The organism is Gordonia sp. NPDC003424, assembly GCF_053588655.1.
Window position 1 is genome coordinate 142894 of sequence record NZ_JBSFQJ010000003.1, and the last position, 25711, is coordinate 168604.

The 25711-nt window shown below is 67.2% G+C and carries 17 protein-coding genes; 5 read left to right on the plus strand and 12 right to left on the minus strand.

Going from position 1 to position 25711, the window contains the following annotated elements; all coding sequences use genetic code 11:
• Window positions 1-86: 86 nt before the first annotated feature.
• The 3 genes from ACWDTI_RS05760 to treY all read left to right on the plus strand — a co-directional run bounded on the left by ACWDTI_RS05760 (window position 87) and on the right by treY (window position 7296).
• Complete coding sequence (locus tag ACWDTI_RS05760) at window positions 87-2285, plus strand: acyltransferase family protein (RefSeq protein WP_449737086.1); 2199 nt, start codon at window positions 87-89, stop codon at window positions 2283-2285.
• Window positions 2286-2480: 195 nt separating this feature from the next.
• Window positions 2481-4967, plus strand: coding sequence for a glycogen debranching protein GlgX (gene glgX, locus ACWDTI_RS05765; RefSeq protein WP_449737409.1), 2487 nt, complete (start codon window positions 2481-2483; stop codon window positions 4965-4967).
• Window positions 4968-4983: 16 nt separating this feature from the next.
• Window positions 4984-7296, plus strand: coding sequence for a malto-oligosyltrehalose synthase (treY, locus tag ACWDTI_RS05770; RefSeq protein ID WP_449737087.1), 2313 nt, complete (start codon window positions 4984-4986; stop codon window positions 7294-7296).
• 55 nt (window positions 7297-7351) lie between these two features.
• Here treY and ACWDTI_RS05775 read toward each other — a convergent pair whose 3' ends face one another.
• The 9 genes from ACWDTI_RS05775 to ACWDTI_RS05815 are packed head-to-tail and all read right to left on the minus strand — an operon-like array spanning window position 7352 to window position 16729.
• Window positions 7352-8245 (minus strand): hypothetical protein, encoded by an 894-nt coding sequence (locus ACWDTI_RS05775; protein ID WP_449737088.1) that lies wholly within the window; start codon window positions 8243-8245, stop codon window positions 7352-7354.
• A 39-nt stretch (window positions 8246-8284) separates the two neighbouring features.
• Complete coding sequence (locus ACWDTI_RS05780) at window positions 8285-9457, minus strand: MlaD family protein (RefSeq protein WP_449737089.1); 1173 nt, start codon at window positions 9455-9457, stop codon at window positions 8285-8287.
• Entirely contained in the window at window positions 9454-10557 is a 1104-nt protein-coding gene (locus ACWDTI_RS05785; RefSeq protein ID WP_449737090.1) for an MlaD family protein, read from the minus strand. The genes ACWDTI_RS05780 and ACWDTI_RS05785 overlap by 4 nt, the downstream gene beginning before the upstream one ends.
• Window positions 10554-11678, minus strand: a complete 1125-nt coding sequence (locus ACWDTI_RS05790) for an MlaD family protein (RefSeq protein WP_449737091.1) — start codon at window positions 11676-11678, stop codon at window positions 10554-10556. Before ACWDTI_RS05790 ends, ACWDTI_RS05785 begins: the two co-directional genes overlap by 4 nt.
• The gene (locus tag ACWDTI_RS05795; protein ID WP_449737092.1) at window positions 11672-12661 is read right to left on the minus strand and encodes an MCE family protein; all 990 of its coding nucleotides are present in this window, start codon (window positions 12659-12661) and stop codon (window positions 11672-11674) included. Before ACWDTI_RS05795 ends, ACWDTI_RS05790 begins: the two co-directional genes overlap by 7 nt.
• Window positions 12658-13692 (minus strand): MCE family protein, encoded by a 1035-nt coding sequence (locus ACWDTI_RS05800; protein ID WP_449737093.1) that lies wholly within the window; start codon window positions 13690-13692, stop codon window positions 12658-12660. Before ACWDTI_RS05800 ends, ACWDTI_RS05795 begins: the two co-directional genes overlap by 4 nt.
• On the minus strand, window positions 13689-14999 hold the full coding sequence (locus tag ACWDTI_RS05805) for an MlaD family protein (RefSeq protein WP_449737094.1): 1311 nt from the start codon (window positions 14997-14999) through the stop codon (window positions 13689-13691). The genes ACWDTI_RS05800 and ACWDTI_RS05805 overlap by 4 nt, the downstream gene beginning before the upstream one ends.
• A gap of 10 nt (window positions 15000-15009) precedes the next feature.
• On the minus strand, window positions 15010-15876 hold the full coding sequence (locus ACWDTI_RS05810; protein ID WP_449737095.1) for an MlaE family ABC transporter permease: 867 nt from the start codon (window positions 15874-15876) through the stop codon (window positions 15010-15012).
• 1 nt (window position 15877) lies between these two features.
• Entirely contained in the window at window positions 15878-16729 is an 852-nt protein-coding gene (locus ACWDTI_RS05815) for an MlaE family ABC transporter permease (RefSeq protein ID WP_449737096.1), read from the minus strand.
• A 215-nt stretch (window positions 16730-16944) separates the two neighbouring features.
• On the opposite strand from ACWDTI_RS05815, the gene treZ reads away from it, so the two are divergent.
• On the plus strand, window positions 16945-18810 hold the full coding sequence (gene treZ / locus ACWDTI_RS05820) for a malto-oligosyltrehalose trehalohydrolase (RefSeq protein WP_449737097.1): 1866 nt from the start codon (window positions 16945-16947) through the stop codon (window positions 18808-18810).
• A gap of 116 nt (window positions 18811-18926) precedes the next feature.
• On the opposite strand, the gene ilvA is transcribed toward treZ, so the two are convergent.
• Entirely contained in the window at window positions 18927-20312 is a 1386-nt protein-coding gene (gene ilvA, locus ACWDTI_RS05825) for a threonine ammonia-lyase IlvA (RefSeq protein WP_449737098.1), read from the minus strand.
• A gap of 143 nt (window positions 20313-20455) precedes the next feature.
• Here ilvA and ACWDTI_RS05830 point away from each other — a divergent pair, with 143 nt between their 5' ends.
• A complete protein-coding gene (locus ACWDTI_RS05830; protein WP_449737099.1) occupies window positions 20456-21457 on the plus strand; it encodes an SMP-30/gluconolactonase/LRE family protein in 1002 nt (333 codons plus the stop codon).
• Here ACWDTI_RS05830 and ACWDTI_RS05835 read toward each other — a convergent pair.
• Both ACWDTI_RS05835 and dnaE read right to left on the minus strand, forming a co-directional pair.
• Window positions 21454-21723, minus strand: a complete 270-nt coding sequence (locus ACWDTI_RS05835) for a hypothetical protein (RefSeq protein ID WP_449737100.1) — start codon at window positions 21721-21723, stop codon at window positions 21454-21456. The two genes, ACWDTI_RS05830 and ACWDTI_RS05835, sit on opposite strands and share 4 nt — an antisense overlap.
• A 387-nt stretch (window positions 21724-22110) precedes the next feature.
• Window positions 22111-25662: a DNA polymerase III subunit alpha gene (gene dnaE, locus ACWDTI_RS05840; RefSeq protein ID WP_449737101.1), complete on the minus strand. Its 3552-nt coding sequence runs from the start codon at window positions 25660-25662 to the stop codon at window positions 22111-22113.
• Window positions 25663-25711 lie beyond the last annotated feature (49 nt).

Consider the following 25711-nt stretch of genomic DNA (forward strand, 5'->3'; position numbering starts at 1 on the left):
GCCTGTAGATTGCTTCCCGAACGACGACGTCCCAGGACGAGTTCCGCAGACCGAATCTCCGCAGACAGGAAGACACCACCGAACCCGTGGCAGCACCCACCACCCAGACCGCACCCGCCGCGTCGTCGGCCTCGTCGAGCACCGTCCCGGCGTACCGCACCGACCTCGACGGACTGCGGGGCATCGCGATCACGCTGGTCGCCTGCTTCCACATCTGGTTCGGCCGGGTCTCGGGTGGCGTCGACGTCTTCCTCGCGCTGTCCGGCTACTTCTTCATCGGTTCGCTGCTGCGGCACGCGACGCACAGTCAGACGCCGCACGTGCTGTTCGGTGACGCCGTCAACCCGTGGCCGCGGCTGAAGCGATTGCTGCGCCGACTCCTGCCGGCCCTGTTCACGGTGCTGCTCGCGGTTGCGGTGCTGACCGTGATCGTGATGCCGCAGACCCGCTGGGCGAACATCGGCAAGGACCTGCAGGCGAGCGCCCTCTACTACCAGAACTGGCATCTGGCCTTCAATTCCCAGGACTACCTGGCGGCGAGTTCGGCGAACTCGCCGCTGCAGCACATCTGGTCGATGTCGGTGCAGGGCCAGTTCTTCCTGGGTCTGCTGCTGCTCGCGATGTTCGGCACGGGCCTCATCAAACTCCTCGCCCGCTTCGTCCCGGCCGTCGCCGAACCACGCACGGTGCGGGTGCTCGTCGCGACGGTGGTGCTGGGCCTGGCCGCGATGTCGTTCTATTGGGCGCACATGCGGATGGCGGTCAACCAGGAGTTCAACTACTACGACACCTTCTCGCGGCTGTGGGAGCCGCTGGCCGGTGGTCTGCTCGCCATCTGGATGCCGCGCTGGCGCGTACCCCACTGGATTCGCAACAGCCTCGCCGTGATCGCACTCGGCCTGATCATCACCTGCGGGTGGTGGATCAACGGTGTGGAGTCATACCCGGGGCCCAAGGCACTCGTCCCGGTCGGGTCCACCCTGATCATCATCTGGGCGGGTGCCACCGCGCTGCAACATCGGCCCCGGCACGGCACCAACGAATCCCAGGGGCTGCCCGCGGTCAACCGAATGCTCGCGTCGACGGCACCGGTGTGGCTCGGCACGATCGCCTACTCGCTCTACCTGTGGCACTGGCCGCTGCTGATCTTCTACCTGACGTGGCGCGACAAGAACCATGCCTCGATCCTCGAAGGGTGCGGGCTGATCGCGCTGTCGCTGGCGCTGGCGTGGCTGACGAAGCGCTACATCGAGGACCCGCTGCGCGGCGGCCGGGCGACGCTGCCGCACGGCACGCGCGACGGACGCGCGCGCTGGCTCGGCTATGCGTCCGTGGTGACGTCGATCCTCGTGGTCGGGACACTGATCACGGGTGTCGGCATCAAGATGTGGGACCGCCACGTCAGCAACATCGTGGTCGACACCAAGAACCTCGACCCGCGGCTCTACCCCGGCGCACGCGCACTGCTCAACGGCTACCCGGTCCCCGCTCTCGACCCGCAGCCGTCCCCCCTCGAGGTGGTCAAGGACTTCCCGGAGACCTCCACCGACGGCTATATGAGCAGCTTCGAGGACCCCGAGATCCACGTCGGCGTCTACGGCGACAAGAACGCCACCAAGACGATCGCGTTGATCGGCGGGTCGCACGCCGAGTTCTGGGTCACCGCCCTCAACATCCTCGGCCTGCGCAACCACTTCAAGGTGACCACCTATCTCAAGATGGGTTGTCCGATGTCCACCGAGCTGGTGCCCAAGCAGCAGGGCGTGCCCTACCCGCAATGCCACGACTGGGTGATGCGCGTGATGCAGAAGGTCATCGCCGACAAGCCGGACGCGGTGTTCACCAACTCCACCCGGCCTCGCGACTACGAGCCCGGCGACTGGATGCCACCGACCTACTCGCCGATCTTCGACGAGTTCCTGGAGGCCGGCATCCCCGTCCTCGGCATGCGCGACACCCCGTGGCCGCACAACCGGCAGGGCCTGATCGACACCCCGGCGTGTCTGGCCGACGGCGGGTCCGCCGACGACTGCGGATCGCCGCGCGCCCTGGTGCTCTCCCCGACCGACCCGACCGCCGATTACGCCAAGGGCAAGCCCGACTTCCATCCGCTGGACATGTCGGCCGGTATCTGCACCGAGACCGTGTGCCCGGGCATCGTCGGCAACATCATCGTCTACAAGGACCTGCACCACCTCAGCGCCACCTATGTACGCAGTCTGACCGACGAATTAGGACGACAGCTGGCACTGGCACTGCCGTGGACCGGGCCACCGGCCGGGTGAGCGTGCCCACGTCGTCACAGAAGGCCTCTTCGAGATGTACCCGGCCTGGTTCGCGGCTACTGTCGTGACATGGATTCGACGAACGCCGAGATGACCGAGTCACCGGCTGCCGATTCCGGAACCAAACCCGGAACCAAACCCGCCGCCAAGCGGGCGGTGGCCCCCGTCGATCCGGCGCCGATCGAGCTCACATCGATGCCCGAGCCCTCGCCGTTCATCGTGTGGCCGGGCACGCCGTTCCCGCTGGGCGCAACGTATGACGGTGTGGGGACCAACTTTTCGTTGTTCTCCGAGGTCGCCACCGCAGTCGATCTCTGCCTGATCGACGGCGCGGGAACCGAGCGCCGGATTCGGCTCGACGAGGTCGACGGCTACTGCTGGCATTGCTATCTGCCCAACGTGGGTCCGGGCCAGTTCTACGGCTTCCGGGTGCACGGCCCGTTCGACCCGTCGCGCGGCCTGCGCTGCGACCCCAGCAAGCTGCTGCTCGACCCGTACGGCAAGGCGTTCCACGGGGATTTCGACGGCGATGCGTCGTTGTTCTCGTATCCGCTGGCCACGCCCGACGACGACGGCGACGAGTCCGAGGCACCCGAAGAGACCGTGGCGGTGGAGGAGGCCGCGGCGCAGGAGGAGACCGCGGCAGCGGAGACCGCCGAGGCGGCCGAGGCCGCCGGCACCGAAGTGGTGGACACACCGGCCAAGCGGCAGTCGCCGAGAACCAGCACGACCAAGCCCGCCTCGGCCGAGCCGAAGGTCGGACTGACGACGACGGCCACCCCGCCGGCCGACGCCCTGCCCACCGATGCCACCGCTTCGGACGCGATGGACCCCGCCGTCGACTCGGTGGCCACCCCGGCCGCCCCCGAGGCCAAGACACACATCGAGCCCGGCACCGAGCTGCGACGGGTCAACGTCCCCAACGACGGTATGCCACAACTGGATTCGCTCGGCCACACGATGCTGTCGGTGGTCATCAATCCCTACTTCGACTGGCAGAACGATCGCTCCCCGAATCGCCCCTACCACCAGACGGTCATCTACGAAGCCCACGTCAAGGGCATGACGAAGACGCATCCCGATGTGCCAGAACACCTTCGGGGCACCTATGCCGGATTGTGCCACCCGGTCATCATCGAGCATCTGAAGTCGTTGGGCGTCACCGCGATCGAACTGATGCCGGTCCATCAGTTCATGCAGGATTTCGTGCTGCGCGACAAAGGCCTGCGAAACTACTGGGGCTACAACACATTCGGCTTCCTCGCCCCCCACCTCGAGTATGCGTCCAAGCCGGATCAGCCGGCCAGCGCGGTCACCGAGTTCAAGGCGATGGTGCGGGCATTCCACCGCGAGGGCATCGAGGTCATCCTCGACGTGGTGTACAACCACACCGCGGAAGGCAACCATCTCGGTCCCACAGTGTGTTTCCGCGGCATAGACAACGCCGCCTACTATCGGCTGGTCGACGGCAACCCCGAGATGTACATGGACTACACGGGAACCGGCAACAGCCTCAACGGGCGCCACCCGCACACACTGCAGCTGATCATGGATTCGCTGCGCTACTGGGTCCTCGAGATGCATGTCGACGGCTTCCGCTTCGACCTCGCCTCGACACTGGCCCGCGAACTGCACGACGTGGACCGCCTGTCCGCGTTCTTCGATCTGGTGCAACAGGATCCGGTCGTGAGCCAGGTCAAGCTCATCGCCGAACCATGGGACGTCGGCGAGGGCGGCTACCAGGTCGGCAACTTCCCGCCGCTGTGGACCGAGTGGAACGGCAAGTACCGCGACACGGTCCGCGACTACTGGCGCGGTGAGCCGTCGACCCTCGGCGAGTTCGCATCTCGGCTGACCGGGTCGTCGGATCTGTACGAGGCGACCGGGCGCCGACCCCTCGCCAGCATCAACTTCGTGATCGCCCATGACGGCTTCACGTTGCGGGACCTGGTGTCCTACAACGAGAAACACAACATGGCCAACGGCGAGGACAATCGGGACGGCGAAAGTCACAACCGGTCCTGGAACTGCGGCGTGGAAGGCCCGACGGACGATCCGGAGGTCCTGGAACTCCGTGCCCGCCAACAGCGCAACGTCCTCGCGACACTGTTCCTGTCGCAGGGCACGCCGATGCTGGCGCACGGCGACGAGATGGGCCGCACCCAGCAGGGCAACAACAACGTCTACTGCCAGGACTCCGAACTCGCGTGGATGGACTGGTCGCTGGCGCGCAAGAACGCGGACCTGATGGAGTTCACCCGCAAGGTGATCGCCCTGCGCACCCGCCATCCGGTGTTCCGGCGCCGACGGTTCTTCGCCGGCAAGCCGATTCGGTGGGGCGACCAGGCGCTCGACATCGTGTGGCTGACCCCGTCCGGCGAGGAGATGACGGCCGCCGACTGGGACAGCGGCTTCGGCAAGAGCCTCGCGGTGTTCCTCAACGGCGACGGCATCGGCGAGAAGGACGAGCGCGGCGAAAAGGTCGTCGACGCAAGCTTCTACATCTGCTTCAACGCCTGGCACGAAGGTCTCGACTTCACCCTGCCGACCGTCGTCGCCTGGTCCTGGGTGGGCGTGCTCGACACCTCTCACCCGACCGGTGAGACCGCGGTCACCGCATCGCGTGGGGAATCGGTGACGGTGGGTCCGCGGTCGATGCTGGTGTTGCGCAAGACCGGATGATCGGGGATCCACTGTCGTGACCGGGCGCCCAGAACTCTTGGCCACCTACCGAATTCAACTCACCGAGGATTTCGGATTCGCCGACGCCGAGCGCATTCTGCCGGAACTCGCCGACCTCGGCATCAGTCACCTGTATCTCTCCCCGATCGGCGCCGCCGTCGCCGGTTCCACCCACGGCTACGACTGGGTGCCGCCGCCACGGGTCTCCGACGTGCTCGGCGGACTCGACGGACTGCGGTCGCTGCGGCGGGCCGCCACCCGGCTCGGCCTGGGCCTGATCATCGACATCGTGCCCAACCACACCGGTGTCGCCGACGCACGACAGAACCCGTGGTTCGCCGACCTCCTGCGCTATGGCAGCGGCTCGGAATACGCGACGTGGTTCGACGTCGACTTCGCCACCGACAACGGTGCCGACGGCAAGATCGCCCTGCCCGTGCTCGCCGAGGACGGCGACCTGTCCCCGCTGGTCGTCGAGGACGGGCACCTGCGCTACTACGATCACGTGTTCCCCACGGCGCCGGGATCGTCGTCGAACGGCACGCCGGTCGAGGTGCACGCGCGTCAGCATTACCGGCTCGTCCCGTGGAACAGCGGGCTGATCGGATATCGGCGGTTCTTCACCGTCAACGAACTCGCCGGGCTGCGGCAGGAGGACGACGACGTCTACCACGCCACCCACGAATGGTTACGAGACCTCATGGCGGAGAACCTGATCGACGGTGTCCGCGTCGATCACCCGGACGGCCTGGCCGACCCGATGACCTACCTGCGGCGCCTGCGCACCGATCTCGGTGAAGACCGGCTGCTCTTCATCGAGAAGATCGTCGCGCCCGACGAAGATCTCGATCCGTCGCTGCCGGTGCAGGGCACCACCGGGTACGAGCAGCTCCGCATCATCGACGCGGTGTTCGCGGCGCCGTCGGGCGTGATCGAGCTCGGAGAGACCTACGAGCGGATCACCGGGAAGGACGGCGACGCCGACTGGCTGCACGGGGCCGAACGCGAGCGCAAACTCACCACCCTGCGCGAGTCGTTCCCGACCGAGCACCGACGGCTGATCCGGGCGATCACCCACTCGGATCCGTCGGCCGACGAGGGTCGACTCGCGACGGCCACCGCGGAACTGATCGCCGATCTCGGCGTCTACCGCGCAGATTACCCGTCGCTGCGAAACCGGTTGGTGGACAAGGCACTCGAGATCGCCGACCGCAAGCCTCGACTCACCCCGGCGTTGTCGCTGATCGTGCGTGCCACCGCGACCCCCGGCGCCGCGTCGTCGCGGCTGGCCCAGACCTGCGGTGCGGTCACCGCCAAGAGCGTCGAGGACAGCCTCTTCTACCGGACCGCCCGCCTGGTCAGCGCGCAGGAGGTGGGCGGCGACCCGGCCAACCCCTCGATCTCACGGCGCGTCTTCCACGAGGCCAACATCCGGCGGGCACGCGACTGGCCGCGCGCGATGACCGCGGCCTCGACCCACGACACCAAACGCGGCGAGGACGTCCGCACCCGAATCCTGTTGCTGACCCAGGTCCCCGAACGATGGTCGATGCTGGTTCGGCGCATCTGGTCGAGCTGCCCGCCGCCCGACGACGAGACCGGATACTTCCTGTTGCAGAACATCTTCGGTGCGTGGCCGGTCGACGGCAACGTCGACGACGTCTTCCGCCGACGCATCAAGGACTATGCCCGCAAAGCGGCGCGGGAGTCGGGACTGCGCACCACCTGGACCGCCGTCGACGAGGAGTTCGAGGACGCGCTCGACGCCTGGCTCGACGCGATCACCGACGGCGCGGCGGCGGACGCGCTCGGCGGACTGGTCGCCGAGGTGGGCGATTCGTGGCATGCAGAGGTGTTGGCGCACAAGGCGATAGGACTCCTCGGCCCCGGGTTCGCGGATATCTACCAGGGCACGCAGTGGTGGGACGACTCGCTGGTCGACCCCGACAACCGGCGGCCCGTCGACTACGCACAGCCCGCCGACCATCCCAAGCGGACGCTGATCCGTGCCGCCCTCGCCGCCCGGGCCACACACGCCGCGGCGTTCGGGGCGGGCGGTACCTACGTGCCGTTACCGGTCGACGGCCAATCCGCCGATCATGTCATCGCCTTCAGCCGGGGCACCGCCGACGAGGGCGCGAAAGTGATTGTCGTGACGGCACGTTTCACCCACAGCCTGAGTGCGGCCGGCCAGGCTCACACCACGGTGCGTCTTCCCGACCCGGGGCCATGGCGTGACGTGCAGACCGGAGCGGTGCACGACGGAACGCCGACGATGGCGGCGCTGCGCGCCCAGGGGCCGGTGGCCATCCTGACCAGAGCCGACTGAGGCGGCGAGCGCCGACCGGGGCAGCAAGCGCCGGCCGAAGCCGGATGCGAGCCGGTCAGCCCCCGGGGGCGGGCGACGGTGCCGGCGCGGGCGTCTGCTGCTGTTGTTGCTGCGCTTGCTGTTTCGCGTCACTGGCCGACTGACCGACATCGGCCTGCGCGCCGTCCACCGAGGACACGAGCCACTTGCCGTCGACCTTGCGCAGGTCGAGCCAGAGCAGCGTCATCTGCTGTCCGCCGCTCGGCGAGAGTTTGCTGCTCCCGGTCACGCTCACCAGCACGTTGGTGCGCGCACTGTCGGTGTCGAAGTGCTCCACGCCCACCGACTTCACCGTCGGTGTGGCCTTCACGTCGAGATCCTGCAAGGCCTTGGTGCTGTCGGTCTGTTCCTTGGCGAGACGATCGTGGAACTCGCCGGTGGTCAGTGGCCCGAGCACCTCCTTCATGTCGCCGACCTGGTCGGTGTTGAAGGAGGACACCATCTTCAGCGCGAAGTTCGCCGACGCGGCCTTGCTGTCGTCGAACGCCGCGAGCTTCTCCCGCTGCTGGTGGTAGCCCCAGCCGAGGAGGCACACGCCCACGACGGCGGCGACCGCGATCAACGCCACCAGGACGCGCACGAGCCCGCGGGAGGTGACCGTCACCGAGAGCTGGCGGCCGGCCGGCTTGGCGGATGCGGGTGCGGATGCGACCGGTCCGGCCGAGGTCTCGTCACCGGCGGCGTCAGCGGTGTCGCCGTCACCCGTGTCGCTCGCCGTCGCGGCCGAGCGGCTCGCGGTGCGAGCGGACTTCGTCCGCGGCCGGGTCACCTTCTCGGTCGCTGCCGGTTCGGTGGTCGCGTCGCCGGTGTTCGCGTCGCCGGTGTTCGCGTCGCCGGTGGCCGGGCTGTCCACGGTGTCCGCGGTGTCCGGGATGTCCACGGTGTCGTTCGTCTTGTCCTGCTCGGTCATGCCAACTCTCACGTCAGTTCTCTCCGTCGGATCACGAGCTCACTTGTCCAACGGGACGGTGCGCGCATTCGGGTCGTAGCCGGGCGGCGGCCCGGCGGTGTCGTCACCGGGCGGGCGCGGCGCATTCGCCGACCCACGCACCTGCTGGTGCGGATCCTCGGTGACACAGTACAGATTCGTGGGTATCGACAGCTCCAGGATCTTCGTCGGCCGCGTCGGCGTGACCGGATAGTTGCAGCTGGGGCGGGGGTAGACCGAGCCGAACGCCCACCACGCCCCGTCGTGGAACATGGCCAGGCTCTTCACGCTCGCGTCTCGCATCGACGGCAACAGCACGGCGAGGGCGGGTGCCCGCAACGAACCCTGCTGGGCGATGTCGACGAGCTGTTTCAACACGTCGGTGAGCGGGTCGGTCATCTGGTTCAGCGAACCGGTCAGGCTGGTGAACTCGGCCGGTCCCCGACCGAGCAACGTCCGCAGCTCCTTGTCCGACGCGACCGCCTGATTGATGATGGTGCTGCCCGCGGACACGGCGGTCTGCAGGTCCGGCTGGATGTTCGCGGTCGTCTTGAGGATCGTGCCCGAATCCGAGATCAGCTTCGTGGTCTGCGGCAGAACCCGATAGAGGTCGGCGAAGATGGTGCCACCCGAGATGAACAGCGCCCGCAGATCGTTCTGCGGTGTGTCGGTGTTGATCGCTATGTTGAGGCTGTCGATCGACGACCGCAACTTCACCGGATCGATCTGGTCGATGACGTTCAGCGACGCCTCGAGCATGCTCGGGAACGGAGCGGTGACCTTGGTCTGGTTGATCTGGATCTCGTCACCGTCGGTGAAATACGGACCGTCGGCGGTGGTCGGCTCGAAGTCGACGTACTGCTCGCCGGCCCCGGACAACCCGAGCGCCGCGACGAGAGCGTTGCGGTTGATCTTCACGTTCTCGTCGATCTGCACGGTCACGTCCACCGAGGTGGGCTGCACCTGAATGGTGTCGACCTCACCGACCCGGGCGCCCCGCAACGTGACCCCGCTGGTGTCCTGCAGACCGCCGGACACCGGGAAGTGGATCTTCAGGCTGTAGGTCCCGGTGAACGGCGTCCAGCGCAGCGCGCCGAACGAGAGGTAGGCCAGCCCGACGAGCATCACCAGGACGAGACCGATGTTGCCGAGCACGACCGAGTGCTTGTGCAGCCAACTCCCGATGCGACTCATCCGCAGCACCCCTTTGTTCCGGTGAGCCGGGCCAACAGCCGGGTCAGCGTCTGCTGCAACGCCTTCGAGCCTTCGTCGATGTCCTGCAGCTCGGGCGCCCGGGTGCCGGAATCGAAGCCGACTCCCGGGTTGAGGTAGTAGACCTTGGCGGACAGCGCGGCGGCGCTGCCCGACGTCGCCTTGACCCACTTCGGGGTCAGCATCGCGAGGTTGTCCGACAACGGTCCGAAGGTCCCCGCGGCCTGACGCAACGCGCTCAGGAGGGTCGCGAGATGCTGGACGAGCGCAACGAGGTTGTCCTGGTCGGAGTTGAGGAAATCGTTCGTCGCCGCGGTGACCGTGTGCGCCTTGTCGAGCGTGGTGAGCACCGACGAGATCTGCGAGTTGACGGCGTTGACCGCCGGCGCCAGCTTGTTGATCGACGCCATGATCTGCGCGCGACCGGCCGCCAGCTGTGCGGTGAGGATCTGCGTGCTGCGCATCGACTCGTCGACCTCGGCCGAGTTCTGATTGAACTTGGTGATCGCCGTCGTCAGCTGCTCGATCGAGCCGGACAACTCGTCCGGGTTGGCCGACACGGCGCGACTGAGCTCGGTGAGGATCACCTGCAGCGAACTCAGCGAACCGCTGTCGACCACCCCGGCGGTGCTGACGAGGATGTCCTCGACCGTGGCCGCCGCCGACGTGGGACCGGTGAGAGTGTCACCGTCGGACATGTAGCCGGTGGGTTGCCCCGGCGGCGGCAGCAACGCGACGAACACGTCGCCGAGCGGAGTGGCCTGACGCAGTTCCGCTCCGGTCCCGATCGGCAGTTTCACCTCGGTGGTCACCTGCATGGTGACCACCGCGGTGTAGTTCTCGGCGACGATCTCGCGGACCTGCCCAACGTCGGTGCCGTTGAGTTTGACCTTCGCGCGGGTCGGCAGGTTCAGGGCGTTGTCGAACTCGGCGGTGACGTGGATCGATTCGCCGAGTCCGCCCGGCGCCGGCAACGGGATCTGTTCGACGGTGACGCCCGGTATCAGGCCGCAGCCCGACACGGCCAGCACGGCGGTGATCATGACCGCCAGCAGAGTGCGGCGCGGGCTCCGGCGGGTCATTTGGTCAGCTCCAACAGTCCGGAGAAGACACCCAGATCGGGTCCGAAGTCCTTCAACTGCCCGGTTCGGCAGCCGTCTTTCTGCAGGTTGATCGCCTGACAGAAGGCCGACAGCGCCTCGGTGTCGATCAGCGACTTGTCCAGCAGCACCTGGGCGCGCCACGCACCCTGCTCGGCCGACACCGAATTGGCCAGGTTCTGGAACAGCAGCGGTCCCAGGTCGATCGTCTCGACCACCTGACGCGAGTAGTCGGACAGGTTGGCGGCCAGCGCGGCCAGCCGTCCCGTCGACGCACTGATCGTGCCCGCGTTGTTCTTGAGGAACGCCGTGGTGTTCAGCAACGCGATGTTGAGGTCGGTCAGCACCGATTGCAGACCGGGGGCCTGCACAGCCAGCATCTGCGCGACGTCGGTGATCGACCGGGAGAACGCGGTCATCTTCGGATAGTTCGCCACCAGCGTCGACGTCAGCCCCTGCACCGTCTTGATGATCTCGACGAGCGCATCACTGTTGCCCGACGCCACCGACGCCGCCTGCCCCAGCTGATCGATCGCCAGGCGCATCCGCTCCCCGTTGCCCGACGTGATGCCCGAGGTGATGTCGATCATGTCGGCGATCGGCCCCTCCCCCGGCTGGTCACCCTTGAGCGCGTTGACGAGCCGGTCGATGGAGTCGAAGAGGTCGCCGATCGCGACAGGGCTCTTGGCGTCCTTGATGACCGAGCCGTCGGTCAGTTTCTCGCCGCCCGAGTAGGTGGGCGAGAGTTCGATGTGCCGGGTGGTGACGATCGAGGTGTTGACGATCGCCGCGGTGGCGCTCGCCGGGACCGGGACGTCCTTGTCGATGGTGAAGGTGACCTTGACCCGGCTGCCCTCCTGCTGGACCGAGGTCACCTGACCGACCGGCATGCCGAGCACGGCCACGTCATTGCTCTTGTAGAGCCCGGCGACGTTGTCGAAGTAGGCGGTGACCTCGATGGACCGGCCCAGGGCGTGGGTCCAGCCGGCGGGCACGAGCGCGCAGCCCGACAGGCCTGCGACGACGAACAGCGCGATCGCCACCAGCGTGATCGGGCGGCGCCAGCGGACGCCGGGCCGGCTCGATACCCGTGCGGTCAGCATCCGTCCACCACCCTGGCCAGGCAGAGCCAGTTGTCGGGGAAGATGCCCCACGGCAGATAACCGTTCGCATACGGCCCGTCGCCGATGACGTTGTTGGTCAACCGGGCGGTCACCGGCAGAACCTCCAGCAGCTTGCGCAGATTCTCGCGGTTCTTCTCGAGACCCTGCGTCATGGTGTTCAGGTTGGCCATGATCGGCGCGAACTGATCACCGTTCTCGCGGGCCACGGCCCGGGCCTGTTCGGTGAGTTCGGCGATCCCGTCGAGCATGCGGGTCACCAGGGCCTCGCGGGTGGCGATCTTCTGCGCCAACTGCTGCCCCTGGCCGACGATGATCGACAGTTGTGTCTGGCTGTCGTTCACGATCGCGGTGACCGACTTCGTGTCGGCCACAAGTTGATTGATCTGATCGCGGCGGTTGGTGATGATGCGTGACATCGCGGTGAGCGAGTCCAGCGTCGGCTTGGTCACCGCGGGCGCCCCGGCCAACTGCTGGTTGAGCGTGCGGATGCTGTTGGCGAAGTCCTCGTCGTTGACGCCGGCGATGATCGGCGTGCCCGCCTCGATCGTCTTCTGCAGGTCATAGGGCACGTTCGTCTGCGCGATCTCCCCGTCCGGGGCCGGCGACGACGAATCCCCCAGCGACACATCCACATATCGCTGGCCGAGCAGAGTGGACATCTTGATCTCCGCGGACCCGTTCGCCGTGACGTCGACGTCCTCGTCGACCTTCATGGTGACCCTGACGTGATCGCCGTCGAGTTCGGTCTTGCTGACCTCCCCCTTGTCGATCCCGGCCACGCGCACCTTGTCACCGGGACGGATGCCACCGGCCTGCGCGAAGTTGGCGTGGAGTGTCTTCTGGCCGAGATGGGCCTCGGCGATCGCGGTGATGCCGAGGATCAGCAGCACGATCACCACGGACCCGATGACCCCGTACCAGAATCGTTGATTGTCGTCGAAGTGCCTGCGCCAGCGCCTCATTGGCACACCACCGAATGTTTGGTCCCGCCGATCTTGTTGATGATGCCGGGCGGGAAGAGCACGTCACCGATCGCGATGTCGAGGTCGCAGGCGTAGATGTTCAGGTAGGCCCCCTGACCCAGGACCATCGGGAAATGCCCGAGGAACACCGGCAGATTCGTCGCGAGCGTGTCGAGTTTGGCGCCGTTGGTGATCAGCGTGTTGGTGGCGACCCGCGCATCGGTGGCCGCCGAGGCGAGGTCACCGCGGGTCTGTGCCAGCACATCACCCAATCCGCTTGCGGTGCGACCGATGTCACTGACCGCCTGGCCGAACGCCGCCGAGTTCTCGTTGAGATTCCGGATCAGGGTGCCGATGCTGTCGACGACGGTGCTCACCTGGGTGCCCTGCATCGCCAGGTCACGCATCACGCTGCTGAGGTTGTCGATGATCGCGCCGATCACCTGGTCGCGGTCGGACATGTCGTTGGCGAGCTGGCCGACCTGCTGCACGGTGTAACTCAGCGAGACCGAATTGCCCTGGAACGCCTGGATCAGGCCTTCGGACAGCGCGTTGACCTGTTCGGGCTGCAGGGTCTCGAACACCGGCTGGAAGCCGGCGAGCAGCTTGGTGACGTCGAACGAGTCCTCCGACGGCTCCGTCAGGGTCGACCCACCCGGCAGGGGTGTGCTCGGCGCGCCCTTGACGAGGCTCAGCGCCAGATACCGCTGACCGATCAGGTTCTGATAACGGATGGCGGCCTTGGTGTTGCTGAACACCTGCTGGCCGTCCTGGACGTCGAAGGTCACCTTCGCCCGGCCGCCGTCGAGCGCGATGTCGCCGACACGTCCGACACGGACCCCGGCCATGCGGACGTCGTCGCCGGACGACAGCCCGGAGGCATCGTGGAAATAGGTGGTGAACGAATGCGTGTTCCCCGGCAGCGAACGGTCGAGCGTCGACCAGATCACGTAGGTCAGCATCATTGCGACCACCGCAAAGATCGAGAACCCGATCAGCGGCTTGCGGATACTCGCCTGCCCGCGACTCATCGCCCTCCTCCCCGGACCTCGGACGACGCGACGAGCGGCCCGAGCATGAGTGTGTCGGCGGCGGTGGGTGCGCGGTGCAGCGCCGCCCCGAGGGTCTGGTTGTCCGACGACGTGGTCACCGCACCGGCGGTCGGGAACTTCAGACCGCGGCGCATGCCGTCGGACGGATAGATCATCAGCGGACCCGACATCGTCGGCCCGGTCCCGGTGCCGGGCCCCACACAGCCCGGCCCCCGTAGCTGGCCGTAGGGACCACCGTCGTACACCGGGCAGTTCTGCCGCGTGTAGCGCAGGAACGCCCCGAAGCTGACACCGATGTTGAGTTGCGGGTGACCGTTGACGCCGGTGAACACGGTGAGCACCTTCGCGGCGAGCGCGTTGAGCGCCGACAGCGCCTGCGGGAGGGCCTCGGGTTCGAGCACCGCGGCACCCAGCATCCGGTTGAGATCGCGGACCAGGCGCTTGCCGGCATCCCCGTTGGAGGCGAACAGCGTCTGCGTCTGGTCCAGCAGACCCTGCCCGGCCGACAGCAGCGCAGTCAGGTCCTGCTGCTTCTCGGCGATGGTCATCGCCGGGATCACGCTGCGGCCCAGCGCGTCGAGCAGTTGCGGGGTGGACTGGGACAGTCCCTGGACCGCATTGTTGAAGTTATCGAAACCGCCCGGTGCTCCCGGCGGGAACTGCTCGTTGATGGTCCGCCAGTAGCTGTTGAGGACCGGTACGAACGTGCCGAACACGGTGCCACCACCCTTGAGCGCGTCGGCGAGCGTGCCGAGTACCGCGGCCAGATCCTCCGGCGGTACCGCCGTCAGTAGTTCGTGGAGTTCGTTCTGCGCGTCCTGCAGCCGGATGGTCGGCAGCGTCTGGTCGGCCGGGATGGTCGCGCCGGAGTCCAGGTGCTCCTGGGCGGGCTGCTCGGGCCGGACGAGTTCGACGGAGTTCACGCCGAACAGGTTCGACGGCACCGTGCGCGCGGTGACGTTGGCCGGGATGCCGGTGGCCTGGTCGGGCGAGACATCGATGTGGACGTCTTTGAGCCGTTGGTTGTCGGTGCCCATCTGATCGGACAGGTCGATGGACTTCACCGTCCCTACGATCAGCCCGTTGTACCGGACGTCGGCATTGTTGATCAGCCCGTCGCCGACGTCGTTGAGTTGCGCGGTCACCGGGACCGTCTTGGTGAACACACCCTGATATCGGAGGAACAGCACCACGAACAGGATCGCCAGCGCGATCAGGAAGGCCAGCCCGCGCAGCACGTACTGCAGCATCGAGGGGTTTCGGCCGTCGGTCTCGATCAATGGCATGTCGTCACCCCTAACCCGAGATCTTGATGCCGGGAGCGGTGCCCCAGAACACCAGCGTCATGATCAGGTTGGCGAACACGATGACGATGATCGCCATGCGGATGGCGTGTCCGGCGGCCACGCCGACACCCTCCGGGCCGCCCGAGGCGAAGAACCCGTAGTAGCACTGGATGAACGTCGTCAACAGGACGAACACGATCACCTTGATGAACGAGAAGACCATGTCCGACGACACCAGGAACTGGTTGAAGTAGTACAGGTACGTGCCGGCACCCTGACCGCTCTGCAGCACGAACATCACCTGGCAGGCGAGATAGTTGGCGGCGAGCGAGACGGCATACAGCGGAACGATCGCCAGCACGGCGGCCGACATCCGGGTGGTGACGAGGTACGGCAGCGGATGGATCGCGATGGATTCGAGGGCGTCGATCTCCTCACTGATCCGCATCGACCCGAGCTGGGCGGTGAAGCGGCAGCCGGACTGGGCGGTGAACGCGGTGGCCGCCAGCAGGGGCGCCAGCTCGCGGGTCGTCGCGAATGCCGAGACGCCGCCGGTCACCGGCGCCATCCCGAGCAGGTTCAGCGCCGTGTAGCTCTCGATGCCGACGGTCGCACCGCCCATGACGCCGAGGATGACCATGACGCCGACGGTGCCGCCGCCGACCACCAGCGCGCCGTTACCCCACGCGACGTCGGAGAGCAGGCGCCACACCTCTTTGCGGTAATGGGTGAACGCGATCGGCACCGCACCGATGGACCGCACCAGGAAGGTGATGAGATGGCCCATCCCCATGAGCAGGGCGCGCGGTCCGCGGTAGAGCCCCTTGGCCGCCTCGACCGGCCGCAGGAGGGGCGGTACGTACCGTGATGCCGCCATGTCAGACCACCTTCGCCGGGACGAGGATCGCGAACAGCTGGGTCAGCACCACGTTCACGGTGAACAGCAGCAACACGGAGTTGACCACCGCGGCGTTCACCGAGTTGGCGACGCCGGCCGGACCGCCCTTCGTGGTCAGTCCGCGGTCGCAGGCGACGACGGCGACGATCGCGCCGAAGATGACGGCCTTGGCGATCGCGAACGCGAGGTCCGACGTCGACGCGAACGACGCGAACGTGCCGGTGTAGCTGCCCGGTGTACCGCCCTGGAAGTAGACGTTGAAGACGTATCCGGTGATGAACCCGACGAAGCAGACGAAGCCGCAGAGCAGGAAGCTGACCACCATGGTGGCGAGCAGTCGGGGCGAGATGAGCCGCTGGATGGGATTGACACCCATCACCTTCATCGCGTCGATCTCGTCGCGGATGGTCCGCGACCCGAGGTCGGCGGCGATGGCCGAACCCACGGCACCCGCCAGGAGCAGCGAGGTCACCAGCGGTGCACCCTGTCGGATCACGCCGAGGCCGGTGGCCGCACCGGAGAACGAGGTCGCGCCGATCTGTCCGGCGATGTTGGACACCTGGATCGAGACGAGCACACCGATCGGGATGGCGACGAGAAGCGTCGGAAACACCGAGGTACTCGCCATGAACGCGCATTGGCGGACGAACTCGCCGAACGGAAAGCGCCGTTTGACGATGTCGACGACGAGGACCTTGAACACCTCGACGAACATGCCCATCTGCCGTCCGAACGTGTCGAACGACGCCATGATGTGCTCACGGAACCACGCGCGTGCCCACTCCAAGGCACCACGCCCTCCCCCCTCGGAGGTAACCGCGTCAGTACTCAATCCCCTACCCTCGCGTCTCCACCGCCATAATCCCCGGGTAGTTCATATCACATATATGTGACCTGAACGACCACCCCTTTACGGCGATTAACCGTCGATCCATCTCCCCGGGCCGACCAGGCCTGGTAATGTCCCTCCCTTTCGACCGGAATTGTGCCGTGCATCACACTACCGGCGATCTGCAATTCCCCCCGGGACGACATACCTTGTGGTGGATGACAGATCAGTCACGGGTTCGGACCACCATAACTGGGACGAGTGACCAAGGTGGCCGGAACCCCATCAGTGGGGTCCGTGTGTCGCCGTTCACCGCGCCGGTGACGCTCACCGACGTCCGTCTCTGGGCGCCCCGCGCCACCGCCGTCACCCTGCACGCCGGGTCCCCGGACAGCGGCGACACCACGATCCCGATGTCGGCCGATCCCGCCGCACCCGGGTGGTGGCAGGTCCCGGCGGGCACGGTCGACGGGCTCGCCGGCGATGTGCGGTACGCGTTCGCGGTCGACGGTCAGGATCCGGTGCCCGACCCGCGGGCCACCCGGCTGCCCGACGGCGTGCACCGTCCGTCCGCGCTGTTCCGGGTCGACGAGGCCGGCTGGACCGACGGCGACTGGCCGGGTATCGACGTCCGCGGTGCGCTGCTCTACGAACTGCACATCGGCACGTTCACGCCCCAGGGCACGTTCGACGCCGCGATCGGCCGCCTCGACCATCTCGTCGATCTCGGCGTCGAGGTCGTCGAGGTCATGCCGATCAACGCGTTCAACGGCGAACACGGCTGGGGCTACGACGGGGTCGGCTGGTACGCGGTGCACGAGCCCTACGGTGGACCGGACGGCTTCGCGCGGTTCGTCGACGCGTGCCACCGCCGAGGCCTGGGCGTCGTGCTCGACGTCGTCTACAACCACCTCGGTCCGTCGGGCAACTACCTCGACCGGTTCGGCCCCTATCTCACCGAGGGCACCAACAGCTGGGGGTCGTCGCTGAACCTGTCGGAGGCCGATTCCGACGAGGTGCGCGCGTACATCATCGGCAATGCCCTGCGCTGGATGGACGAGTTCCATGTCGACGGTCTGCGGCTCGACGCCGTGCACGCCCTGATCGACGACCGCGCGGTCCATCTGCTGGAAGAACTGCAGGTGGCCACCGACGCACTGGCTCACGAAGTGGGGCGGCCACTGTCGCTGATCGCGGAGAGCGATCTCAACAACCCACGGCTGATCATGTCGCGGCATCTCGGCGGCTTCGGGCTGGCCGCCCAGTGGGACGACGACATCCATCACGCCATCCACACGGCGGTGTCCGGCGAACGCCAGGGCTACTACGCCGACTTCGGCAGTCTCGAGTCACTGGCAAAGGTGATGCGCGGCGGCTACTTCCACGACGGCACCTACTCGTCCTTCCGCCGGCAGCATCACGGCCGGCCGATTCCGACCGACGTCGTGCCGGCGACCGCCCTGATGGCCTACACCTGCGACCACGACCAGGTCGGCAACCGCGCCATCGGCGACCGTCCGAGCTTCTACCTCGACGGCGGGCAGCTGGCGATCAAGGCGGCACTCGTCCTGCTCTCACCGTTCACCCCGATGCTGTTCATGGGCGAGGAATGGTCGGCCGCAACACCTTTCGCGTTCTTCACCTCCCACCCCGAACCGGAACTCGGCGAGGCGGTACGCACCGGGCGACGCAGCGAGTTCGCCGAGCACGGCTGGGACGCCGCGGAGGTGCCCGACCCCCAGGACCCGGCGACGTTTCTGGCCTCCAAGCTCGACTGGACCGAACTCGACGCTCCGGGGCATCGCCAGATGCTGGAGTTCTACCGGGCCCTGATCTCGTTGCGCGCGAGCGAGGAAGCGTTCCGACGCACCGAGTTCGACTCGGGCACATACGAGTTCGACGAAGATGCCGGCTGGTTCACCATGCAGCGCGGCGACTGGGTGGTGGTGTGTGTACCGAGCCCCGACCAGACGGTGGTGCCGGTGTCGATCGAACCGGAATTGTCCTGGGCGGCCGTGGTTCTCGACGAGGATGGCGTGCGGAGTCCGGGTCACAACGTGATCGTCGCGCGGCGCCGGGAGTGATCAGCGGGGAGACTGTTCGCAGCAACTCCCCCCGCAGTAACGGATCCCCCCCCCGCTGGTCGAGTAAGCCCGGCGACGAAGGAGCCGAGCGCATCGAGACCGCCGGCGCGCCGAGCTCAGGTCAGGTAGTCGTACGCGGGCGTCCCCGGCTCCAACCGTTCGCAGTGCAGCCGCGAGTGCGCCATCCGATCCATCAGTCCGGCAAGGCCTTCCGGAGAACCGAGCTCGACGCCGACGAGCGCCGCCCCGGTCTCCCGGTTGTTGCGCTTGACGTACTCGAACAGCGTGATGTCGTCGTCGGGGCCGAGGACCTCGTCGAGGAAGCGGCGCAGCGCGCCCGGCTCCTGGGGAAAGTCCACCAGGAAGTAGTGCTTGAGACCGCGATGCACCAGCGAGCGTTCGATGATCTCGCCGTAGCGGGAGACGTCGTTGTTGCCGCCCGACACCAGACAGACGACGACGCAGTCCTCCGGCACGTCGAGTGCCAGCAGCCCGGTGACCGCGAGGGCACCGGCGGGCTCGGCGATGATGCCCTCGTTCTGATAGAGCTCCAGCATCGACGAGCAGATCGCGCCCTCGTCGACGTGGGTGATGTGTGCGGTGCCGGGTTTCGGGACGTACCGCGCACCGCTCGGCGTCACCGGGACCACCGGGTTCGCCACCACGGCGCCCAGGATCGGGTGGTCGGTGATCGTCGCGTCGAGTTCGGCCAGCACGCCGTGACCGAGTGAGCCGATGCGCTTGACCGCGGCGCCGTCGACGAACGGATCGATGGTCTCCAGGGTGATCGGTCCGCCCGCCGCCAGCGCGGCGGTCAACGACACCGCGCCGGTGGGTTCGACGCCGACGATGGCGACGTCGTCGCTGCGACCGCGCAGGTAGGTGGCGATGCCGGCGAGGCATCCCCCGCCACCGACCGGGGTCACCACCACGTCCGGTACGCGGCCGAGCTGGTCGACGATCTCGTATGCGATGGTGCCCTGACCGGCGGCCGTGCGCGGATCGTCGAAGGCATGGATCCAGGTCGCGCCGGTCCGCATGACATCGGCTTGCGCCGCCGCGGCAGCCGCGTCGTAGGTCTCGCCCACCGCGATCAGTTCAACGAAATCGCCTCCGTGCCAACGGATTCGGTCACGCTTCTGCTTCGGGGTGGTGGTCGGGACGTAGATCCGGCCGTGCGTGGCCATCGCCCGGCAGGCGTAGGCGACACCCTGCGCATGGTTTCCGGCGCTGGCCGCGACGACGCCGCGGCCCAACTCGTCGGCCGACAGCTGCGCCATCACGTTGTAGGCACCGCGAATCTTGTACGAGCGCACCGTCTGCAGGTCCTCGCGCTTGAGATAGACCTGCGCACCGACAGCGGCCGAGAGGCGCGGCGCCGGCTCGAGCGGGGTGCGGGCCACCGCGTCGGCAATGCGCGGGACCGAAGCCTCGATGGCGTCGACGGTCAATGCGTTGCCGTGCTGGTGCACCGGTGCCTGCTGCGTACTCACGACGTCCATGGTCTCACTGTCCGGTTCGCGCGGTCGACTCGGCACCGGCGCCCGGCGTAGGCTCGGCAGCAGGTCAGGGAACTCCAGCCGTCCGCCTCGGGTTCAAGAGGCGCGACCCTCGCCGGACGGCTGCCGACGCTTGGGAGGCCGTCATGTTCCGACGCACCATCTCCGCTCGCAATCCGAATCCTCGTCGATCCGTTTCCCGGCGCCGCCGCGCCGGCGCGCTGGCGGCGACCACCGTCGCCGCGGCCGGACTCCTCACCGCACTGACCTCCGGCCCGGCCGGGGCCGCGCCGCTGTGCCCCGGCGGTGGGCAACCGGCACGACTCGTGGGCTCGGTACCGGGCGCCGCGCTCGAAGGGCTGACCGTCGACGCGCGCGGGCGGCTGTACACCACCGACTTGTTCAGTGGCCGGGTCTTCCGGCTGGCCGCGCCGGGGGCGCCCGCGGTCCCGATCGCGACGGTGCCGGGCGCCGGCGGCGGACTCGCGTGGGCCCGCGACTCAGCGCTGCTCGTCGGCTACGGTTTCGCCCCGACGGTCGTCGTCGGGGATGTGGCACGGCAGTACTCGATCGGCCGGCTCGATGTGAACAGTCTCGCCTTCCGGCCGTGGGTGAGTGGGCTGTCGGCGTCGAACGGTTTGGATACCGCGGCGAACGGAATCGTCTACGCCACCAACGATTTCGCCACGAACATCGGCCGGGTGTACCCGAACGGCGTCGTGCAGGCCGACTGGGGTGCGGTGCCGAGCGCCAACGGCGCGGTCCTCGGAAGAGGCGATCGATGGTTGTACGTGTCGCGCACCTTCACCAATCCGGGTGTGAGTCGCGTGCTGACCTCGAACCCCCGGATCGTGCAGAGTCTGCTGAACCTCGGCGGGAACATCACCGCGACACCCGACGGCCTGACCCTCGACAAGCAGGAACGTCCGGTCGTGCCGTTCAACGCTGCCGGACAGATCGTGCGGATCACCTCACCGGGCAACTACTGCGTCCTCGCATCGGGACTGCCGCAGTCCAGCGTGCTAAGTTACGGGCGCGGGACCGCAGGCTTCTCGGCGGGCCACCTGTACCGGGCGGGATTCGACGGCCGGATCTACGAGATCCCGGGCGGATTCGACGCCGGGTCGACGGCCGCGATTCCGGGCTAGTGACGGGCGGAGGTGCGACGGGCGGCGAAGAAGGCGCGCTCGCCCCACCAAGTGACGACCATGGTGATCGCCGACGCCCACATGGCGACCTGACCGGACTCGGTGACCAGCAGCACGAGGACGGCCATCACGACGGCGGCGGCCAGCGCGTGGGCCTTGTGGACCGGCCACTGCGTGCCCGCCACGTTCACCGTCGGGATGTCGGCCGCCGAGGACCCGCGCGCAGTGTTCGACTCGATCAGGGCGGGCACGATGGCTGCGGTCACTGTCGACTCCTGGGCTGAGACGGTGGTGCCCGGCAGACGTTTCGTCTGCCGTGATCCTCAGTGTAGCGCGAACTGAACGAAAATGTTCGGGTCACCGAAAACTATCGTTCGTGTGTGAGGATCTTCACCTCCGGGGGTCTCGATACGCCGACTCGCTTCGCTCGCGCGGCTACTCGACCAGCGAAGCAGGTCAGCCGGTGAGGCAGGTGAGACCGAGCAGCGCCTTCAGGTCAGCCGGTCAGGCAGTGGGCCCGAGCAGTGCCTTCAGGTCAGCCGGTCAGGCAGTGGGCCCGAGCAGTGCCTTCAGGTCAGCCGGTCAGGCAGTGGGCCCGAGCAGTGCCTTCAGGTCAACCGGTCAGGCAGGTAAGACCGAGCAGCGCCTTCAGGTCAGCCGGTCAGGCAGGTGGGCCCGAGCAGTGCCTTCAGGTCACCCATCAGCGCCGAACTCGGCGTGACGCGCAACGATTCGGTGAGCCGCAGTTGGGTCTGCCGCTGCTCACTCACCAGCGTGACGTGGACGTCCGCGGTGCCCGGATGGCGGGTCAGCACCTGTTTGAGCGCCTGCACCCGATCGGGCGTACACGACCGCGCGGTCAGGGTCAGCGCCACCGGTTTGGCGGTGCCGACCGCGGCGAGATCGGGTACCGCGAGATCGTTGGCGGAGATCATGGTGCTGTCGTCGCGGGCATTGACCCGTGCTTTGACCAGCACGATGTTGTCGGCGACGATGTCGAGCCCGTACACCTGGTAGGCCCGCGGGAAGAAGTAGACCTCCACCCCACCGACCATGTCCTCGAGGGTGACCACCGCGTACGGTTCACCCTTCTTGTTCACCCGACGATTGACCGACGAGATGATGCCGCCGATGGTGATCTGGGCGCCATCGGGCACCGTGCCCTCGAGCAGCTGGGTGATCGACGTGTCGGTCTGCGCCGAGATCGCATGGGCGACGCCCGCCAGCGGATGGTCGGAGACGTAGAGCCCCAACATCTCTCGTTCGAGTGCGAGTTTGTGTTTGGAGTCCCACTCCTCATCGGGCACCTTGACCGCGAACACCTCGGCCATGCTGTCGTCTGCCCCACCGGCATCGCCGAACAGGTCGAACTGGCCGATCGCCTCGGCCTTCTTGGTGCCGATGACCGATTCGACGGCGTCACCGTGTACCAGGAACAGCCCCTTGCGCGGATGACTCAACGAGTCGAACGCCCCGGCCTTGATCAGCGATTCGGTGACCTTCTTGTTGCAGGCGGTCACGTCGATCTTGCCGAGATAGTCGGAGAAGCTGGTGTACTTCCCCTTCTCGTCGCGGGCCGCGAGAATCGACGACACGACGCCGGTGCCGACGTTGCGGATCGCGGCCAGACCGAAGCGGATGTCGGCGCCGACGGCGGCGAAGTTGCGCTGCGATTCGTTGACGTCCGGCGGGAGCACCGTGATGCCGAGCTTGCGGCAGTCGGCGAGGTAGATCGCGGCCTTGTCCTTGTCGTCGCCGACCGAGGTGAGCAGGCCGGCCATGTACTCGGCCGGATAGTTCGCCTTGAGGTAGGCGGTCCAGAACGAGACGAGTCCGTAGCCGGCGGCATGCGACTTGTTGAACGCGTAGCCGGCGAACGGCAGCACGGTGTCCCACAGCGCGGTGATCGCCGCCTGCGAGAACCCGTTGGTGCGCATGCCCTCGGCGAAACCGTCGTAGGCCTCGTCGAGGATCTCCTTCTTCTTCTTGCCCATCGCGCGTCGGAGCAGGTCGGCCTGTCCGAGCGAATAGCCCGCCACCTTCTGCGCGATCTGCATGATCTGCTCTTGGTAGACGATCAGGCCATAGGTCTCGGCGAGGATTTCCTTGAGCGGTTCCTCGAGTTCGGGATGGATCGGCTTGATCTGCTGCAAGCCGTTCTTGCGCTTGGCGTAGTCGGTGTGCGCGTTGACGCCCATCGGACCCGGCCGGTAGAGCGCGAGCACCGCGACGATGTCCTCGAAACCGGTGGGCTGCATCAGCTTCAACAGATCGCGCATGGCTCCGCCGTCGAGCTGGAACACACCGAGCGTGTCGCCGCGGGCGAGCAGCTCGTAGGTCTTGGTGTCCTCGAGCGGCAAGGTGTCGAGGTCGATGTCGACGCCGCGGTTGGCCTTGATGTTCTCGAGCGCGTCACCGATGACGGTGAGGTTGCGCAGCCCGAGGAAGTCCATCTTGAGCAGGCCGATGGCCTCGCACGACGGGTAGTCCCAGCCGGTGATGATCGCGCCGTCCTGGGCACGTTTCCACACCGGGATCGCGTCGGTCAGCGGCTCCGACGACATGATCACCGCGCAGGCGTGCACACCCGCGTTGCGGATCAGCCCCTCGAGTCCGAGGGCGGTGTCGTAGATCTTCTTGACGTCCGGGTCGGTCTCGATGAGCGTGCGGACCTCGGAGGCCTCGGCGTAGCGCTCGTGCTCGGTGTCGGTGATGCCCCAGACCGGGATGTCCTTGGCCATGATCGGCGGCGGCAGCGCCTTGGTGATGCGGTCGGCGATGGCGAAACCGGGCTGGCCGAACTGGACGCGCGCGGAGTCCTTGATGGCGGCCTTGGTCTTGATGGTGCCGAAGGTGATGACCTGGGCGACCTTCTCGCTGCCCCACCGCTCGGTGGCGTAGCGGACCATCTCGCCGCGCCGGCGGTCGTCGAAGTCGATGTCGATATCGGGCATCGACACGCGCTCGGGATTGAGGAATCGCTCGAAGAGCAGTCCGTGCGGGATCGGGTCGATGTTGGTGATGCCCAACGCCCACGCGACCAGCGAACCGGCGGCCGACCCGCGACCGGGGCCGACGCGGATGCCGACCTCGAGGGCGTGCCGGATCAGGTCGCCGACCACGAGGAAGTAGGCCGGGAAGCCCATCTGGATGATGACGTCGAGTTCGTAGTTGGCGCGGTTGGCGTAGTCGTCGGGCACCGGGCCGTCCGGGAAGCGCCGCGTGAGCCCCGCGGCGACCTCCTTGCGCAGCCACGTCTGCTGCGACTCGCCCTCGGGGACGGGGAAGACCGGCATCCGGTCGCGGTGCGCGAACACATCGGCGTAGGACTCGACCCGTTCCCCGATCTCCAGGGTGTTGTCGCAGGCCCCGGGCACCACCGAATCCCATTGCGCGCGCATCTCTTGCGCCGACTTGAGGTAGTAGCCGTCGCCGTCGAACTTGAAGCGGGTGGGATCGGACAGCGTCTTGCCGGTCTGCACGCACAGCAGGGCCTCGTGGCTGGCGGCGTGATCCTTGGTGACGTAATGGCAATCGTTGGTGACGATCGGTTTGATGCCGAGCGTGCGGCCGATGTCGAGCAGGCCGTCGCGCACCCGGCGTTCGATCTCCAGGCCGTGCTCCATGAGCTCGAGGTAGAAGTTCTCGGGGCCGAAGATCTCCTGCCACTTGGCGGCGGCCTCGAGCGCCTCGCGCTCATGGCCGAGGCGCAGTCGGGTCTGCACCTCGCCGGACGGACATCCGGTGGTCGCGATGATGCCTTCCGCGTATTCGGCGATGAGGTCGGCGTCCATCCGGGCCCACTTGCCGAGCTGTCCCTCGATCGAGGCGAGCGACGAGAGCTTGAAGAGATTGCGCAGGCCGGTCGCGTTGGCGGCGACCATCGTCATGTGGGTGTAGGCGCCGCTGCCCGAGACGTCGTCGTCCTTCTGGTCGCGGGTACCCCACTGCACGCGTTTGGTGTCGAACCGCGAGGCCGGCGCGATGTAGGCCTCGATGCCGATGATCGGCTTGATGTCGTGTTTGACCGCCGCGTTGTAGAACTCGCTGGCGCCGAACATGTTTCCGTGGTCGGTCATGCCGATCGCGGTCATCTCGAGGCGTTTGGCCTCGGCGAACAGCGGCGACACCTTCGCGGCACCGTCGAGCATCGAGTACTCGGTGTGGTTGTGCAGGTGAACGAACGAGTTCGAAGACGAGGACATCGGCAGGCTCTGGTCACTTTCGGTATCGGCGGTGGACCCGGGTGGACCA

What these genes read in the sequence shown, in the direction of transcription:
- glgX (WP_449737409.1), top strand. Translation starts at nt 2,481, where the DNA reads ATGCCCGAGCCCTCGCCGTTCATCGTGTGGCCGGGCACGCCGTTCCCG.
- ACWDTI_RS05775 (WP_449737088.1), bottom strand. Translation starts at nt 8,245, where the DNA reads ATGACCGAGCAGGACAAGACGAACGACACCGTGGACATCCCGGACACC.
- ACWDTI_RS05780 (WP_449737089.1), bottom strand. Translation starts at nt 9,457, where the DNA reads ATGAGTCGCATCGGGAGTTGGCTGCACAAGCACTCGGTCGTGCTCGGC.
- ACWDTI_RS05785 (WP_449737090.1), bottom strand. Translation starts at nt 10,557, where the DNA reads ATGACCCGCCGGAGCCCGCGCCGCACTCTGCTGGCGGTCATGATCACC.
- ACWDTI_RS05790 (WP_449737091.1), bottom strand. Translation starts at nt 11,678, where the DNA reads ATGCTGACCGCACGGGTATCGAGCCGGCCCGGCGTCCGCTGGCGCCGC.
- ACWDTI_RS05795 (WP_449737092.1), bottom strand. Translation starts at nt 12,661, where the DNA reads ATGAGGCGCTGGCGCAGGCACTTCGACGACAATCAACGATTCTGGTAC.
- ACWDTI_RS05800 (WP_449737093.1), bottom strand. Translation starts at nt 13,692, where the DNA reads ATGAGTCGCGGGCAGGCGAGTATCCGCAAGCCGCTGATCGGGTTCTCG.
- ACWDTI_RS05805 (WP_449737094.1), bottom strand. Translation starts at nt 14,999, where the DNA reads ATGCCATTGATCGAGACCGACGGCCGAAACCCCTCGATGCTGCAGTAC.
- ACWDTI_RS05810 (WP_449737095.1), bottom strand. Translation starts at nt 15,876, where the DNA reads ATGGCGGCATCACGGTACGTACCGCCCCTCCTGCGGCCGGTCGAGGCG.
- treZ (WP_449737097.1), top strand. Translation starts at nt 16,945, where the DNA reads ATGACAGATCAGTCACGGGTTCGGACCACCATAACTGGGACGAGTGAC.
- ilvA (WP_449737098.1), bottom strand. Translation starts at nt 20,312, where the DNA reads ATGGACGTCGTGAGTACGCAGCAGGCACCGGTGCACCAGCACGGCAAC.
- ACWDTI_RS05830 (WP_449737099.1), top strand. Translation starts at nt 20,456, where the DNA reads ATGTTCCGACGCACCATCTCCGCTCGCAATCCGAATCCTCGTCGATCC.
- dnaE (WP_449737101.1), bottom strand. Translation starts at nt 25,662, where the DNA reads ATGTCCTCGTCTTCGAACTCGTTCGTTCACCTGCACAACCACACCGAG.